The sequence below is a fragment of the Pseudomonas mandelii genome, assembly GCF_900106065.1.
In the GTDB taxonomy this organism is placed as follows: domain Bacteria; phylum Pseudomonadota; class Gammaproteobacteria; order Pseudomonadales; family Pseudomonadaceae; genus Aquipseudomonas; species Aquipseudomonas mandelii.
Window position 1 is genome coordinate 6,267,258 of the sequence record NZ_LT629796.1, and the last position, 15,258, is coordinate 6,282,515.

Genomic DNA, 15,258 nt, shown 5'->3' on the forward strand with positions numbered 1-15,258 from the left:
GTCCTTACTGATGCACGGCGAGCTGATAAGCCGTGTATTTACGAATATTGATGACGCCGGTGTCGAAAATCAGGTATTGGCCCTTGATCCCCAACAACGTGCCTTCGGCAATCGGATTCTTGTCCAGGTTGAAGCTGACGATTTTGGCCGGGTATTGCTCGACCGGATAGCGGATTTCGAGGGTTTCTACGTCGGCAATGGTCTGGATTGCTTGTAGGCCGAATCGTTCCTGCAAACCTTGCAACCCTTCGGCGCAGCTGTCGAACAACTGATCGCGAACCTCGGCCAGGTTCACCGACACCGCGTCGCCCTTGAGTAAAGCACGCCAGTTGGTCTTGTCCGCCACCTGACTGCGGAACAGGTCCTCGACAAACCCCGATTGCTGGCGGGTCGAAACGCGCATGATCGGCAACGCCTGACGGGCGCCCTGGTCGATCCAGCGAGTCGGCAGCTGGGTGGCGCGGGTAATCCCGACTTTCACCCCGGACGAATTCGACAGATACACAATGTGATCGGTCATGCAGAACTTCTCGCCCCACTCCGGCTCACGGCAGGTGCCAGCGTCGTAGTGGCAACGCTCCGGGCTCATGATGCAGAGGTCGCACTGCGCCAGTTTGGTCATGCATGGGTAGCAATACCCCTGGCTGAAACTGGTTTTGGTCTTGCGCCCGCAATGGGTGCAATGAATCGCCCCCAGATATTCCAGACGCACCGTGCTGCCGATCAAGGGATTGACCGGCACCTCGACGTCATCCAGACGAAACGCGTACTGCACGTTCGGCCCGTCAAGGCGCGCCGACATTTTGCTGATTGCACCACGGCCAATCTCAATCAATGGATGGCATCCGATTTGAACAGGATGTTCGGCACGCTGATCGACTTCGAGCTGCATTCCTGCGGGCCCATGTAGCCGGTACGCTCTTCCTCGGGCAGGTTCTGGATTTCCCAGGCGATCATCGCTTGCAGCGACAATTCACGTTGTTCGGCGGTGAGTTTGCCACCGTCGGACCATTTGCCGATCTCCACCGCCAGCTTCAGGCTCTGGTAGATATCGGGGGTGATGTTTTGAATCATTTCGTTAAAAGAGGACATCAAGGGCTCCGCTCTTTAATACATAACTGATTAGACGGCCAGTTTACGGCGGTTGTACAAACCGCCCAACAAACCGGTCAAGCATCCGACGAGCAACCCGCTGACATGGGCTGCGTTGGCGATTTCACCGAAACCGATCATCGAGACCAGGCCCGACAGGCACAGCACCAGCCACACCAGCATCATCACCAGCACGCCGCGCGGCAGGCGATATGCCGGGTTCGGCGACAATATCTGGAAAATCCAGCAATGCCCGAGCAGGCCGTAAAGCACCCCGGACAACCCGCCGAACAGGGTCGGGCCACTGAAAACAAACTGGGCGTAGTTCGACACCAGGCTGAAAAGCAAGGTCAAGCCGATCAGGTTGATGCTGCCCTGACGCGACTCGATGCGCCGCCCCAGCTCCCAGTACCACATGCCGTTCATGGCCAGGTGCAGGATGCCGAAGTGGATCAGCATCGGCGTCACCAGACGCCACCACTGCCCCGCCGCCAGGCTGTCGGCCAAGGGCACAAAATGGATGTACTCGCCAACGATACGAAAATCGAGGAAGGTCAGCCAACGCAGCGTGTCGAGGTTTTCCCCCAGCAGCGTCACCGCACCGACGATCAGGCTCAGCAGCAACACCAAGCCGGTTGCCTTGGCATGACGCAGCTGCTCGACGAAACCAGGCCGCCTGGTGGTTTGCGCGACCGGAATGTCCAGCTGCTGATCAGGGTCGCCCGCCGGGAAACGTTCATATAAGGAACGGACGTCTTCGCTGATATTGGCCGGCACCCACAGCACCTGTTCACCGGACTCTTCGCTGACCCGATGCGGCACCTGCATGCGTTGCAGCAGTTTGACGAACCCGCTCAAATCCACGGCCAGCGGCAGGCGTAAAACAGCAACGGTAGTCATCGCAACACCTCCGGCCGCTCGACATCGACCCAGACAAACTTGTGCGGGTCGAGGCGGGTTTCCTGATCCAGGCGATAGGCGACCAGTTTGCCGTAGAGCACCGCGCTGTAATCCAGGCAGGCCAGGTTCGGACGGATCGGCGCCGGTTTGCCGCTGCGCCAGTAATGGCCAACGAACAACAGCGGCTCATCGACGCCGTAACGCAGCAAGGTATTTTTTTCGGTGGACGACAGGGGCGTCTGGGCCACGGGTTCGGGCAAGGCGTCGGGCTGGAACACAATGTCTCCGTAGGTTTGCGGGTCGTCTTCCCAGAATTTGGTGCGGAAGAACGATCGCGTCAGGCCATCGCCGCTGGTCATGGTCAGCCCGTGGGGCAGGCGCATGTCGGTCCCGCGCAGCAAACGATCGAACACGGTGCAGGCGAAACTGCCCGGCACGGCCGAGGCCTGGAGGAAATGTTCGTCGACGCAGCCATCGGGGAACAGCGCGCGCAGCGGCTCGATCAGGCCGGCATCCCAGCAGGCGTGCACCACGCGGAAACGCCCGGCATCCACAAACAATGGCAGTTCGTAAAACCATTGCTGGAAGTCATGCCAGTCGCCGGGGTGATGTTCAAATTGCGTCAGGGTTTCACCGAGCAGGCGCGCATGGCGTGGCGTGTGTTCGCGCACGAACTGCTTGCCGCTGCCTGGCGGCGCCGGCGTGGCCCAGCCGAGGGCGTTGAATTCATGGTTGCCCATGATGCACAGCGCCTGACCGGCCTCGACCATGTCGTGGACGATATGCAGCGCCTCGCGAATCCGCGGGCCGCGGTCGATGATGTCGCCGACGAACACCGCCATGCGCGATGGATGCCGCCAGACGCCACCTTGTTTGTGATAACCGAGCCGGTCGAGCAAGTGCTCAAGGGTCAGAGCGCAACCGTGCACGTCACCGATCAGGTCGTAGCTACGCGCGGGATCGAGCATCAGTCGCCTCCACCACCCAACCGGCTGCCCCAGCCAAGCTTGGTCCGGCAGACCTCATAGTAGTTGTGGTCGAGCGGGTGGATCAGCCGCAGTTTCTGGGCTTTTTTGCTGATGGTGATGGTGTCGCCCGGCGCGCAGGTGAAATGGTTCTGCCCGTCACAGGAGACTTGCGGGTAAATCTGCATATCTTTGGACACGACGATTTTCAGCTCACTGTTGCCATCGACCACAATTGGCCTGCCCGACAAGGTATGGGGGTACATCGGCACAATCACAATAGCGTCGAGCTTGGGGTGCATGATCGGCCCGCCCGCCGACAGCGCATAGGCGGTCGAACCGGTGGGCGTTGCGACGATCAGGCCGTCGGCCTTCTGGCTGCAGACGAACTGGCCGTCGATGTACAACTCGAATTCGATCATCCGCGTCGATTTGCCCGGGTGCAGGACCACGTCGTTCAGCGCATCGCCCTGGCCGATGGCCTCGGCATGGCGCCGGACTTCGGCTTGCAGCAGGAAGCGGTTTTCCACCAGGTAATGGCCGTCGAGCACTTCGGCGACTTTGACTTCCAGTTCATCCGGGCGAATGTCGGTCAGGAAACCGAGGCTGCCCCGGTTGATGCCGAGCACCGGAATATTGTGTCGAGCCAAGGCACGCGCGGCGCCAAGCAGGCTGCCGTCACCGCCGACCACAATCACCATGTCACAGACTTCGCCGAGCATCTTGCGAGACGAGGTTTGCAGGCCATGACCGGGCAGGACTTCGGCGATGGTGTCTTCGAGAATCACGTGCAGGTGACGATCAAGCAGAAACCGTTTCAGTCGGCGGACGGTATCCAGCACCTGCGAACTGCCCAGGCGACCGATGATGCCGATATTACGAAATTGCTCCATGGGGTTCCTGCGCGACGGTGAAAAACACGATTATGGGCGAAAGCGCGGGATAGACAAAATCCTTTCAGCCACAAGGGTGTACTCATGTTTAGGGCTATGCTCGCAAGATGATCCTATTTCCCGATTTGCTCCAGTTACCCCACCAGTTGCGCCACCCCGAAGTGCGCGACCTTGCCTGGGTCATCCTCGCGCCGCCGATGCTCGACACCACTCCGTGGCCGCAACGCCATCCGCTGGCCGGCAGCGACTGGGTGCAGGCACCTGAGCAGCTGGAACGCTGGCTGAAGCAACTCGACCGTGACAGTTACGACTTGCTGCACTGGCTGGCGCAGGCCAGGACCCGGCGACTGGGCCTGTACTACGAACGCTTGTGGCAATACGCCGTGCGCCATGCGCCGGGTATCGAGTTGATTGCCGCCAACATGCCGATCCGCCGCGAAGGCCACACCTTGGGCGAGCTGGACATGCTGTTGCGCGATCGCGACGGCGTGCATCATCTGGAACTGGCGATCAAGCTGTATCTGGGGCCGCAGAATGGTGACGGACAGGACACGGCGCAGTGGCTCGGACCAGGCTGTCATGATCGACTGGACCGCAAACTGGCGCATCTGACGCAACACCAACTGCCGATTTCCGCCCGCCCCGAGAGTCGCGAGGTGCTGGCGGCGCTGGATATTCAGCAGTTCAGCGCGCATCTGTGGCTGGGCGGTTATCTGCTGTATCCGTGGCCAGGACAAGCCGAGCCCCCCCACGGTGCCCATCCACAGCATCTGCGCGGCAGCTGGCTGCATCAGAAAGACTGGGCGGACTTTGTCGTGCAGCGCCCGTTCGGCCGCTGGCAACCCCTGCCCCGCCATGCGTGGCTGGCGCCGGCGCATTACCCGGCGGAACAGACCTGGAACACCGGGCAGCTGGACGCATGGCTCAGTGACCTGGAGCCATTGGCCCCGGCGCAGTTGATGGTGCGCCTGATCGAGAACGCGGATGGGGATTGGGAGGAAGCGGAACGGTTGTTTCTGGTGGCGGATCTTTGGCCGAACGTGCCGGGCAGTGGTTGAGATTTGTAGTGCCTGGGTTGGCCTCTTCGCGGGCAAGCCTCGCTCCTACAGGTTTTGTATCGTTCGCTGAATTTGCATTCGTCATAAATCCTGTAGGAGCGAGGCTTGCCCGCGAAGAAGCCACCCCCGTTCTAAATGGATAACCGCAAAGCCAAAGCCGCCAACGTCACCAACAACACCGGCACCGTCAACACCACCCCGACCTTGAAGTAGTACCCCCAGCCGATCTGAATGTTCTTGCGTTGCAGCACATGCAACCACAACAGCGTCGCCAGACTGCCAATCGGCGTGATTTTCGGCCCCAGGTCGCTGCCAATGACGTTGGCATAAATCATCGCTTCCTTCACCACTCCCGTGGCCTGGCTGGCATCGATCGACAGCAAACCAATCAACACCGTCGGCAAGTTGTTCATCATCGACGACAACAGCGCCGTCAGCACGCCCGTGCCCATCGCCGCGCCCCAAACGCCGTACTGCGCGAACCCGTCCAGCCACCCCGCCAGATACCCGGTGAGCCCGGCATTGCGCAGGCCATAGACCACCAGGTACATGCCCAACGAGAAAATCACGATCTGCCATGGCGCTTCTTTCATCACCTTGCGCGTGGAGATCTTGTGGCCACGGGCGGCGATGGCCAGCAGCAACGCGGCACAGACAGCGGAAATGGCGCTGATCGGAATGCCCAGCGGCTCAAGGGCGAAGCAGCCGATCAACAGGATGGCCAGCACTGCCCAACCGGCATAAAACGTCGCCTTGTCATGGATCGCCGTCGACGGATGTTCCAGTTGCTCGGGGTCGTAAGCCTTGGGGATGTCACGACGAAAAAACCACATCAACATCGCCAGCGTGGCGGCGACGCTCACGAAGTTGACCGGAATCATCACCGCCGCATAGCGGTTGAAGGTGATATCGAAGTAGTCCGCCGAAACGATGTTCACCAGGTTCGACACCACCAACGGCAGGCTCGCGGTATCGGCGATGAACCCGGCGCCCATCACGAATGCCAACGTCGCCGCCGGGGAAAAGCGCAGCGCCAGCAGCATGGAAATCACGATAGGCGTGAGAATCAGCGCCGCACCGTCATTGGCGAACAACGCCGACACCAGCGCCCCGAGCAGCACCATATAAGCGAAGAGTTTGCGCCCGCTGCCCTTTCCCCACCGGGCCACATGCAAGGCTGCCCAGGCAAAGAATCCCGCCTCATCCAGCAACAGACTGATGATGATCAGCGCCACGAAGGTGCCGGTGGCGTTCCAGATGATCTGCCACACAATCGGGATATCAGCCAGGTGCACCACCCCGAAAATCAGCGCCAGCACGGCGCCGAATGTCGCACTCCAGCCAACCCCCAGGCCTTTGGGTTGCCAGATCACCAGGGTGATGGTCAGCAGGAAAATCAGCGACGCTATAAGCATGCGGGTAAACGCCTCTGGAAAAACGAGGCGTGAATATATGGAATTCCGAATATGCAGTAAAGCAAAGACTGAACAACCTGGCAGCTGCTACAGGGGATGTGTTGCGTTCAGGTCACTCTTTCTTATGCTGCTCGACCCATTTGCCATACGCATTGATGAAATTCTGCAAGAACGGCCTCACCGATTCGGACAATTTGCCCGACTCATCGAACGCCGAACCTGCGCCCCCCAGATAGGCTTCCGGCTGCTGCATGCACGGCACGTCCAGAAACACCATTGACTGACGCAAGTGATGGTTGGCCCCAAACCCACCGACAGCCCCCGGCGAAACGCTGATCACCGCCCCTGGCTTGCCGCTCCAGGCGCTCTTGCCATAGGGACGCGATCCCACGTCAATCGCATTCTTCAGCGGTGCCGGCACCGAGCGGTTGTATTCAGGGGTGACGAACAGCACTGCGTCGGATGAACTCACTTGTTGTCGGAAAGTGCTGTAGGCTGCCGGCGGTGAAGTCCCGTCAATGTCTTCGTTGTAGAGCGGCAGATCGCCGATTTCGACGATGGTGAGCTTGAGATTGGCAGGCGCCAGGTCGGCCAGGGCGAGCGCAACCTTGCGGTTGATTGATTCCTTTCTCAAGCTGCCGACCAGTACAGCGATCGTGTAGACGTTGCTCATTGAAGACTCTCGACTGTTCGATGGGAAAGACTTGTAGTTATAGATGACGATTCACCCAGTGGGCTGTTGAATTCACCGCCCCTGACTATTTTTTTCCTGTAGGAAAACTTACTTCGCTTAACCACGGTCTACAGAACCGCAAATTGAGTGATTTATCTCCAGAGGTTCTAAGCAGATGGCAGCAGTACTCGTCGATCAGTTCCATGCAAGAGACGCGGAAGGCCGCGTTTATTCCGTGCATGAGTTCCAGGAATCCACCCCGTCGGCAGACGGCCTCGGCGACACGAAGCCTGTCACCACCTATAAGCTGGCCATTGGCGATCGCGTCAAGAAGCTCGATGACAACCAGTTTCTGCTGATTCAGTCGGATGTCACCATCGTTCGCGAACCCGACACTTACGTCGGCATCCGACCGGAAATCACCACCGCCTCATAACCCCGCGTTATGAGCAGAAGTCATATGCGCGCACTTGAGTTAGGATTCAGTCACTGACTCCCTCACCTGCTGAACATGGACTTCACGCATGCGTTTACGTCATATCGAAGTGATCCACGCGCTCTTGCAGACCGGTCATCTGGGCACCGCCGCCGAATGGCTGCAGTTGCCGGTGGCCGAGGTCGAAGGCATTTTGCGCGATGCCGAGGATCAGTTGGGATTCATGCTGTTTTCCAGCGTGCGTGGACGTTTGCAGGCGACGCGCGAGGCGCGGGAGCTGCAGGTTGAAATCGCCCGCGTGTATGACGCGCTTGAACCGGTCCAGCGCCTGGCCAGCAGCCTCAAGCAGTATCAGGCGCACCCGCTGCGCATCATATGCACCCCGCCGCTGGCCCAGCAGTTATTGCCCCACAGCATCGCCGCCCTGCGCCGACGCCTTCCCGATGCGGCTTGCACCCTGCTGAGCCAACCCACCCGCGAGATCGTCAGAAGCCTGCTGCTGCGTGAAAGCGATCTGGGGCTGAGCCTGCACGATCCCGACCACGCCGACATTTATTGCCAAGTGATTGCCCAAGGCAAGCTCCAGCTGTTGGCGCCCCATGGCTGGCTGCAACCGAAACAGAAGTACATTTCGTTGCAGGACCTGGCCGGCCAGTCGATGGTTGGCCTGGAAGGTCATGATCCGCTAAGCCCGGCGCTCGATAACAAATTGCATGCCTTGCGCCCTGCCCCGGTCATCCAGACGCGGGTGCAGACCCATCAGATGATGCGCAGCATGGTCGAGGCCGGCGAAGGCCTGGCGATTGTCGACCCCTTCACCGCCCTTGGGGCCAAGTCGAGCGGCCTGGATGCCTGCCCCTTGGCGCCTGCGGTGCCGATCAGCCTCTATGCCCTGACCTTGAAGAACGGCGAGCCCATGCCCGCCGTTCAGGTGCTGCTGGACATCCTCACGGAACAAGCCGTGGCGATGTTGTCGAGCTGAGCGGGTTTTCCAGCGGATTATCGAACAGGCGATACCAGAACAGCGCGACTTCGGCGGTGTTCGGGTCGATGCCGCGATAACGCAGATGATCGATCCCGCCTATCACGAAACCACAGCGCTCATAGAGTCGACAGGCGCCCAGATTGTTGTTCTGGGTTTCGAGCATGATGCCCGGCAACTTCTTCTTGCGACTCCAGAACTGCGCCACATCCAGCAACGCCTTGGCCACACCGTGACGGCGCGCTGGCGCATGCACGGCCAACTCGTCGATATGGGCAAAGCCGTTCCAGTTGGTGCTGACCACCAGATGACCGACGGGCTCGTCATCGAGATAGGCCATGAACACCGCACTGTCGGCGGCATCGCGAAAACTGCTGAACTCCTCGGGATCAATCCCGTAGCACTTTCGATAAGGGGTGATCGGCGTGACCCGCCACTGCTCCACCGGTTTGCCGATTTCAGCTGCACCATAGGCCGCGACTTCAAAACTGAAATCGCTGCCCCAGATATAGGGCGCAAACCCCTCATCGGCGACACGCACCGAGAGGCCTGGGTATTTGGGATTCATGATCGGCTGCATGCTGGGAAAGGTCCTCATTCCTTGATGCAATCGACGGTGTAATGCCGTCCATTGCCCTCGTCTTCGTGTTGCAGTCCGTGCACATCAACGACAAACCCGGGGAAGCTGCTGTCAAACGTGCGAGCAAACGACAGGTAATCAATGATCGACCGGGTCGACTCGGTGAACCGCTCCCCCGGCATGATCAGCGGGATGCCGGGTGGGTACGGCACCAGCATCACCGCGGCAATTCGCCCTTCCAGGGCATCAATCGACACTGCCTCCACCTCTCCCCGCACCAAATGATCATAGGCGTCAGCCGGCTTCATGGCGATTTCCGGCAACACGGTGTACATGCGCTTGAGGTGTTTGGCCGTGGCATTGCTGCGATAACAGGCGTGCAGTTGATCGCACAGATCCCGCAAACCCATGCCCTGATAACGCGCGACGTTCTGTTGCGCCACGCATGGCAGGCACGTCGCCAGACTGACATTGGCGTCGTAACTGCGCTTGAACTCCAACAATTCGGTCAGCAACGTGCTCCATTTGCCCTTGGTGATGCCCATCGAGAACAGCACCAGGAATGAATAGAGGCCGGTCTTCTCGACCACCAGCCCGCGCTCCCAAAGGAACTTGCTGACCACGGCCGCCGGAATCCCGCGTTCGCTCAGCGCACCGCCCGCCGTCAGGCCAGGCATCACCAAGGTGACTTTGATCGGATCAAGCAACACGTAATCGTCAGTCACCCCACCAAAGCCATGCCAGTCCGCGTCGGGTTGCAGCAGCCAGTCTTCGGTGACCACGCGCTCGATGCCTTCCACCGACGGTGGCTGCCAGATGGAAAACCACCAGTCGTCCGCAGCGATGTGCTGGCGCAGATTGGCCAGCGCCCGGCGAAAACTCAGGGCTTCGTCGAACATCTCCTGCAACAGCGAACGCCCGGCCGGGCCTTCCATCATCGCCGATGCCACGTCCAGCGAAGCGATGATGCTGTACTGCGGCGACGTCGAGATGTGCATCATGAACGCTTCATTGAAGCGATCGCGATCCAGTTGCCGCGCACCTCCGTCCTGGACATGAATCATCGAGGCCTGGCTGAACGCGGCCAACAGTTTGTGTGTGGAATGCGTGGTGAATACCAGCGGGCTGTCTTCGCTACGGGACGTGCCCATGCCATAACGACCGGCGAAAAACTCGTGGAACGCCGCGTAGGCGTACCAGGCCTCGTCGAAATGCAGGACCTCGACGCTGTTGCCCAGGCTCTGCTTGATCAGTTCGGCGTTGTAGCAAAGGCCATCGTAGGTCGAATTGGTCACCACGGCCAACTTGACCTTGAGCTCACGCCCCTGGGTCAGCGGGCTGGCGTCGATCTTTGCCTGAATCGATTCGCGGCTGAACTCGCTCAGCGGAATCGGTCCGATGATCCCCAGCTCATTGCGTTCCGGGCACAGGTACAACGGAATCGCGCCGGTCATGATGATCGAGTGCAGTACAGACTTGTGGCAGTTGCGGTCCACCAGCACCAGGTCATCGCGAGCGACCATCGAATGCCAGACGATCTTGTTGGCAGTCGAGGTGCCATTGATCACGAAAAAGGTGTGATCGGCGCCGAAATTGCGCGCCGCCCTGGCTTCCGCTTCAGCGAGCGGGCCGGTGTGATCGAGCAAGGAACCCAGTTCCGGCACCGACACCGACAAGTCCGAACGCAGGGTGTTTTCCCCGAAAAACTGGTGAAACGCCTGCCCCACCGGGCTCTTGTGATACGCCACGCCACCGCCATGGCCGGGTGTGTGCCAGGAATAGTTGGAATCGGCGGTGTGTTGCACCAGCGCCTTGAAAAACGGCGGAAGCAAACCATCCAGGTATTTACGGGCCGCCCGGGCCACTTGCCGCGCCAGAAAGGGCACGGTGTCTTCGAACAGATAGAGAATGCCGCGCAGTTGATTGAGTTCGGCCATGGCATCGGCCGGGGCGTTTTCCAGCGTGACCTGTTCGCCCAGCGCAAAGATCGGCAAGTCCGGCGCCCGCACTCGCGCCAGGCCGATCAGCTCGGCCATATTGTGTAACAAATGAGAGTGGGCGCTGGCGTCTTCGGCGGCGATCAACATGCAGGAAAGGCCGTGATGGGTCGAAGCGACCAGCCGCCCTTCGGTGTAGTCCACCGCCGAAACGATGCTGAAGCCTTCCTGCTCCAGTTCCCGGGCGATGCCACGCACGCGATCACCGGCGACGGTGTCGGCCTTGATGTCGCGATGCACGATCAAGACCGGGAATTTCAAATCTTTATACATGAGGCTCAGTGTCCTGAGGCTGCAGACCGTGGCCTGCCAATATGCTCAGGGTAGAGGGTTGAAGCGGATGTGGCGAGCGACGATGCCCTGAAGCGGGTCAATGAGTGCACCATCATGTGGCCATCAACTCTCCAACATTCAGCAGGACTACTTGTGGCAAGGAAGCGCTCTCGCCACAAAAGCCCTGTTACATCTAATTCGCCTCAAGCCTGCGCCTTGGCCTCGACCAACTGCTGCCACAGCGACGGGGCGCCGGCGGACTTGGCGATGGCTTCCAGGCGTACCACGTGCCGGGCCAGGTCATCTTCGCTGGCGGGGATGATCCGGGTCGGCTGGCGGTCGGCCGGCAAGCGGCGGATTTCGGTGGCGGAGTTGTCAGCGCCTTCGCCGGAACCGTTGCCGTCGGACGCATTACCGGCCAGTGACAGGCTGGTCTGGCCGCCGGTCATGGTCAGGTAAACGTCGGCGAGGATCTCGGAGTCGAGCAAGGCGCCGTGAAGTTCACGGCCAGAGTTGTCGACACCATAACGTTTGCACAACGCATCGAGGCTGTTGCGCTGCCCCGGGTGACGTTCCCGGGCCATCATCAGGGTGTCGAGGATCGAGCAGTGTTGCGTGATATCCGCACGGTCGTGCTGGCCCATCAGGGCGAATTCGTTGTTGATGAAGCCAACGTCGAACGCCGCGTTATGGATGATCAGCTGCGCGCCTTTGATGAATTCGAAAAACTCATCGGCCACTTCAGTGAACCGCGGTTTGCCCACCAGGAATTCGTTGGTAATGCCGTGGACGCCGATGGCGCCTTCGTCACTCTCGCGATCCGGTTGCAGGTAAACGTGGAAATGCCGGCCCGTCAGGCGCCGACCGATCAACTCGACACAACCGATTTCGATAATCCGGTGGCCGTCGGTCACCGGCATGCCGGTGGTTTCGGTATCGAGTACTACCATCCTGTTAGCTACACTTTTGTAAATCGTCATCGCATCACCGCCTCTGAATAACAGGCAAATCTTAACATAGCGTCAGAAAAACGCCTCAAGTGCTGAGGAGCAGGTGTAAACAGCAATCGACATTCTCTTCCACTACGCAGAGATGTAAATATGAACTATACGCTCAAGACCTTTGTTGCAAGAGATGGCGAACGGTTCTCTCAACTCTATGAAGCTAATGCCTCTGGCTTCCCCTTGTTTTATCCGACAGCTTTCATCGCCCGCTCAATCAGGCCATCCACTACGCACGAAACCCAAAAGGTCTACCTTGCAGCAATCAAGAGAGTCTGTGAGTGGGAAACCAGCAGATACATCGACCTAGCCAAACGCTTTCATAGCCGTAAGTTTCTTAGCGCTGCTGAGATTGATGACCTTACAAATTGTCTGCGTGCAAGTAAGTTGACCAGCAAGGCTAGTGTCATCAGCAACGCAAAGTACAACACTTATGTTGTATACGCTGCAGGATACATCCGATGGCTCACCCATGAGGTAATAACAGACTCAAATACGCACGAAGTCAGAGATGCTGTTGAGGCGCAAAACACAATGCTTTTGGAAAAAAAGAAGCGCAAAGTCGGATCAAAAGCTGCACGCGAGCAGCGTATCGTAAGTTTGAGCCTGCCTAACGAAACTCGTAGCAGGCTGTTGGACCTGTTTGATCAGCCCTTTGAGGGCGTTCGACAAGCACAAAATTTTGGCCACAGATTACGCAACATTTTGATGCTACGAGTTCTTTACGAAACCGGAATGCGATTCGGTGAGCTGCTAAGCCTAAAACTTAAGCACTTAATCGAAGCCAGTGGCATCGATAGCGCCTACTTGGACATCGAGCGCAACCACCATGATGAATTTGACGCTCGACTGCATCAGCCAGTCGCCAAAACTCAGGGGCGTAGAGTTCCGATATCGGAAAACTTAGAAGAACAGCTGATTAACTATCGAGACAATTGGCGGGCTGAAGTACCGCATGTCGGATTTTCTGAGGAGACCTTTATTTTTATAGTCCATCGCGGAGGACGCAGCCAAGGTCAAGCACTACCCAAGACGGCATTCAGTACAGGACTTACTAATCTCAAGCAGATGTTTGGAGCACTAAAACCCCTTCACCCCCACCTACTACGGCACGACTGGAATTATCGATTTTCAAAGCACGCAGATAGAGAAGGTATGTCTTTTGAAGAAGAAAGAACCCTGAGAGAACAACTAATGGGTTGGGTACCAGGCTCACACATGTCAACACGTTACAACCGCCGCCATATTGAAGAAAAATCACATGTAATTGGCCGCAAAATTGCTTCCGACACTGCAAGGATTTTACAATGAATGGAAAAATATCTTTGCCAGCACACCCCCCATTATTTGACCTCGATCTCAACCGTACTACGCGCCCCAGCGCTCAGTGCGGAGCGTTTTATTGGGATGGGGATACATGTGTTCAGATTGGTCAGAATAGATTCAACATGGAAAAAGCCCTGTCCAACTTGAACCCCACGCTCGTACCGTCATTAAAACATCACTTAATATCTTTCACGGCACAATGTGACTATGCGCCAGCTAGCTATGGCAATCTCATCTCAGCGTTTCGAAAAGCTCTACTTACATATCCTACCAGCTCGTTCGACTCTTGCTGGATAGCTAAAGCACTAACAGTCCCAACATTCCATAGAATCAAGAACAGAATCTTATGTTTTTTCTTACATTGGCTGGAACGCGACAACGTCATGATTGATCAGAGCGCTTTAAGTTTGCTGAATGGTAGTGCCGCCCATCTCTCAGCCCCGCGCAATGTGCTTTCAGACGATCCAAATAAAAGCTGGCTTACCAACGAGGAATATGATGATCTGCTCAGCGTAGTATGGAATAATTATGACAGTGGCAAATCCAGCACTCAAGTTACGCTCATCAAGCTTCTTTCAATGCAATATGCACGTAGACCTGTACAGATTGCGAACCTAAAAATTGGCGACATTCAAGAAAACGACGGCTCGGATAAAATGAGCCCTATAGGGAAAGTCATTCTCTTCCCTGGCAGCAAGGACAAGGGAGCAGAAATAGGTTTTCGTGATAGCAAATTTGAGCCTCACTCTATGGCCGATCACTTGTGGAACTTATGCCATCTTCAATATCTTGAAGCAAGAGCGCTTTACGAAGAGACTCTGGGTCTTTCTCTTACTGATGATCAACTGAAAAAATTGCCTCTGTTTTGCAGCGAATTCCGAGTCAGGCAGTCTCGGCAACTCATTGAAGGCCAAAATCGACTCAGCCTTTTGAGGAATCTAGACAGCGAGCTTTTTCATCTACGACGAGAAAGCGTATCTAAAATTCTCACTTGGGAAAATAATTTTCCGACTTGCGAATATGGTGAGGCAAAGATTAAATACTCGTTACAGCAGCCTCCCACCAGTCCACGTACTGGACGGACAATGGTTGTCACTGCCACGCGTATGCGCCATACCCGGGCGCGACAACTCGCCCGACAAGGCGTACCACTTCACATGCTGTCTCACTGGCTAGGTCACACGTCTGAACAAACTTTAGTTGCCTACTACAACGACCCTGCGGAACAAGCGCGGCAACTCGATGAAACAATGGCACCTGCTCTGGCCCCATTCGCAATGGCTTTTACGGGAACCCTGATCGACTCAGCAGATCAGGCCACTCGAGCCAACGACCAAACCAGCAAGTTGGAATTCGCTCGCGCTGGATTGCTAAAAACAGTCGGTCACTGCGGAAAATTCAGTTTCTGCGCGACAACCTCTGTGCCGATTCCCTGTTATCGCTGTAGGTATTTCGAACCTTTGGTGGATGCGCCACATCAAGAGGTATTGGATGCGTTGGAACAGCGACAAACCGCGGAACAACAAGCGTTCAAAATCGGAGGGCTGCGAAATATATTGATACCTATAGATCTATCAGCAGACATACGCGCTGTCAAAAGCTGCATTGGACGCTGCAATGCACGCAATGCACGCAATGCACGCAATGCAGCGAGTGAGAAATGAACT

The 15,258-nt window shown here is 57.4% G+C and carries 15 protein-coding genes; 5 read left to right on the plus strand and 10 right to left on the minus strand.

Annotated elements, in window-relative coordinates; genetic code table 11:
- Positions 1 to 4: 4 nt before the first annotated feature.
- Genes BLU63_RS28925 through BLU63_RS28945 form a run of 5 tightly spaced genes read right to left on the minus strand, consistent with a single transcriptional unit; the run spans position 5 to position 3,850 of the window.
- Positions 5 to 835, minus strand: a complete 831-nt coding sequence (locus BLU63_RS28925) for a DUF2797 domain-containing protein (RefSeq protein ID WP_042932108.1) — start codon at positions 833 to 835, stop codon at positions 5 to 7.
- Positions 832 to 1,092, minus strand: coding sequence for a YeaC family protein (locus tag BLU63_RS28930; protein WP_010459822.1), 261 nt, complete (start codon positions 1,090 to 1,092; stop codon positions 832 to 834). Before BLU63_RS28930 ends, BLU63_RS28925 begins: the two co-directional genes overlap by 4 nt.
- 30 nt (positions 1,093 to 1,122) lie before the next feature.
- Entirely contained in the window at positions 1,123 to 1,992 is an 870-nt protein-coding gene (locus BLU63_RS28935; RefSeq protein ID WP_077749648.1) for a rhomboid family intramembrane serine protease, read from the minus strand.
- The gene (locus BLU63_RS28940; RefSeq protein WP_370654424.1) at positions 1,989 to 2,963 is read right to left on the minus strand and encodes a metallophosphoesterase; all 975 of its coding nucleotides are present in this window, start codon (positions 2,961 to 2,963) and stop codon (positions 1,989 to 1,991) included. Before BLU63_RS28940 ends, BLU63_RS28935 begins: the two co-directional genes overlap by 4 nt.
- Positions 2,960 to 3,850, minus strand: coding sequence for an NAD(+) kinase (locus BLU63_RS28945; protein ID WP_010459816.1), 891 nt, complete (start codon positions 3,848 to 3,850; stop codon positions 2,960 to 2,962). The genes BLU63_RS28940 and BLU63_RS28945 overlap by 4 nt, the downstream gene beginning before the upstream one ends.
- Before the next feature lie 107 nt (positions 3,851 to 3,957).
- On the opposite strand from BLU63_RS28945, the gene BLU63_RS28950 reads away from it, so the two are divergent.
- The gene (locus tag BLU63_RS28950) at positions 3,958 to 4,908 is read left to right on the plus strand and encodes a DUF1853 family protein (RefSeq protein WP_077749647.1); all 951 of its coding nucleotides are present in this window, start codon (positions 3,958 to 3,960) and stop codon (positions 4,906 to 4,908) included.
- Between the two features lie 131 nt (positions 4,909 to 5,039).
- Here the strand turns inward: BLU63_RS28950 and BLU63_RS28955 are convergent, their stop codons facing one another.
- Positions 5,040 to 6,323, minus strand: a complete 1,284-nt coding sequence (locus BLU63_RS28955; protein ID WP_010459813.1) for an arsenic transporter — start codon at positions 6,321 to 6,323, stop codon at positions 5,040 to 5,042.
- A gap of 112 nt (positions 6,324 to 6,435) precedes the next feature.
- Entirely contained in the window at positions 6,436 to 6,996 is a 561-nt protein-coding gene (locus BLU63_RS28960; protein ID WP_083376880.1) for an NADPH-dependent FMN reductase, read from the minus strand.
- Between the two features lie 175 nt (positions 6,997 to 7,171).
- Here BLU63_RS28960 and BLU63_RS28965 point away from each other — a divergent pair, with 175 nt between their 5' ends.
- Entirely contained in the window at positions 7,172 to 7,432 is a 261-nt protein-coding gene (locus tag BLU63_RS28965) for a hypothetical protein (protein WP_010459809.1), read from the plus strand.
- 88 nt (positions 7,433 to 7,520) lie between these two features.
- Positions 7,521 to 8,414, plus strand: coding sequence for a LysR substrate-binding domain-containing protein (locus BLU63_RS28970; RefSeq protein WP_010459807.1), 894 nt, complete (start codon positions 7,521 to 7,523; stop codon positions 8,412 to 8,414).
- Here BLU63_RS28970 and BLU63_RS28975 read toward each other — a convergent pair.
- From BLU63_RS28975 to dnaQ, 3 genes are all read right to left on the minus strand, one after another.
- On the minus strand, positions 8,380 to 8,994 hold the full coding sequence (locus BLU63_RS28975; protein WP_010459805.1) for a GNAT family N-acetyltransferase: 615 nt from the start codon (positions 8,992 to 8,994) through the stop codon (positions 8,380 to 8,382). The two genes, BLU63_RS28970 and BLU63_RS28975, sit on opposite strands and share 35 nt — an antisense overlap.
- 14 nt (positions 8,995 to 9,008) lie before the next feature.
- Positions 9,009 to 11,264, minus strand: a complete 2,256-nt coding sequence (locus BLU63_RS28980; protein ID WP_010459804.1) for an Orn/Lys/Arg family decarboxylase — start codon at positions 11,262 to 11,264, stop codon at positions 9,009 to 9,011.
- Positions 11,265 to 11,467: 203 nt separating this feature from the next.
- Complete coding sequence (gene dnaQ, locus BLU63_RS28985; RefSeq protein ID WP_083376881.1) at positions 11,468 to 12,244, minus strand: DNA polymerase III subunit epsilon; 777 nt, start codon at positions 12,242 to 12,244, stop codon at positions 11,468 to 11,470.
- Between the two features lie 120 nt (positions 12,245 to 12,364).
- Here dnaQ and BLU63_RS28990 point away from each other — a divergent pair, with 120 nt between their 5' ends.
- Both BLU63_RS28990 and BLU63_RS28995 read left to right on the plus strand, forming a co-directional pair.
- Positions 12,365 to 13,576, plus strand: a complete 1,212-nt coding sequence (locus BLU63_RS28990; RefSeq protein ID WP_083376882.1) for a site-specific integrase — start codon at positions 12,365 to 12,367, stop codon at positions 13,574 to 13,576.
- Positions 13,577 to 13,713: 137 nt separating this feature from the next.
- Positions 13,714 to 15,255: a site-specific integrase gene (locus BLU63_RS28995; RefSeq protein ID WP_159454568.1), complete on the plus strand. Its 1,542-nt coding sequence runs from the start codon at positions 13,714 to 13,716 to the stop codon at positions 15,253 to 15,255.
- Positions 15,256 to 15,258 lie beyond the last annotated feature (3 nt).

Excerpts from the sequence above, each read along its gene's own strand:
- BLU63_RS28975 (WP_010459805.1), bottom strand. The coding sequence starts at position 8,994 with ATGCAGCCGATCATGAATCCCAAATACCCAGGCCTCTCGGTGCGTGTC.
- BLU63_RS28960 (WP_083376880.1), bottom strand. The coding sequence starts at position 6,996 with ATGAGCAACGTCTACACGATCGCTGTACTGGTCGGCAGCTTGAGAAAG.
- BLU63_RS28980 (WP_010459804.1), bottom strand. The coding sequence starts at position 11,264 with ATGTATAAAGATTTGAAATTCCCGGTCTTGATCGTGCATCGCGACATC.
- BLU63_RS28950 (WP_077749647.1), top strand. The coding sequence starts at position 3,958 with ATGATCCTATTTCCCGATTTGCTCCAGTTACCCCACCAGTTGCGCCAC.
- BLU63_RS28965 (WP_010459809.1), top strand. The coding sequence starts at position 7,172 with ATGGCAGCAGTACTCGTCGATCAGTTCCATGCAAGAGACGCGGAAGGC.
- BLU63_RS28970 (WP_010459807.1), top strand. The coding sequence starts at position 7,521 with ATGCGTTTACGTCATATCGAAGTGATCCACGCGCTCTTGCAGACCGGT.
- BLU63_RS28990 (WP_083376882.1), top strand. The coding sequence starts at position 12,365 with ATGAACTATACGCTCAAGACCTTTGTTGCAAGAGATGGCGAACGGTTC.
- dnaQ (WP_083376881.1), bottom strand. The coding sequence starts at position 12,244 with ATGACGATTTACAAAAGTGTAGCTAACAGGATGGTAGTACTCGATACC.
- BLU63_RS28955 (WP_010459813.1), bottom strand. The coding sequence starts at position 6,323 with ATGCTTATAGCGTCGCTGATTTTCCTGCTGACCATCACCCTGGTGATC.
- BLU63_RS28945 (WP_010459816.1), bottom strand. The coding sequence starts at position 3,850 with ATGGAGCAATTTCGTAATATCGGCATCATCGGTCGCCTGGGCAGTTCG.
- BLU63_RS28995 (WP_159454568.1), top strand. The coding sequence starts at position 13,714 with ATGGAAAAAGCCCTGTCCAACTTGAACCCCACGCTCGTACCGTCATTA.
- BLU63_RS28935 (WP_077749648.1), bottom strand. The coding sequence starts at position 1,992 with ATGACTACCGTTGCTGTTTTACGCCTGCCGCTGGCCGTGGATTTGAGC.
- BLU63_RS28930 (WP_010459822.1), bottom strand. The coding sequence starts at position 1,092 with ATGTCCTCTTTTAACGAAATGATTCAAAACATCACCCCCGATATCTAC.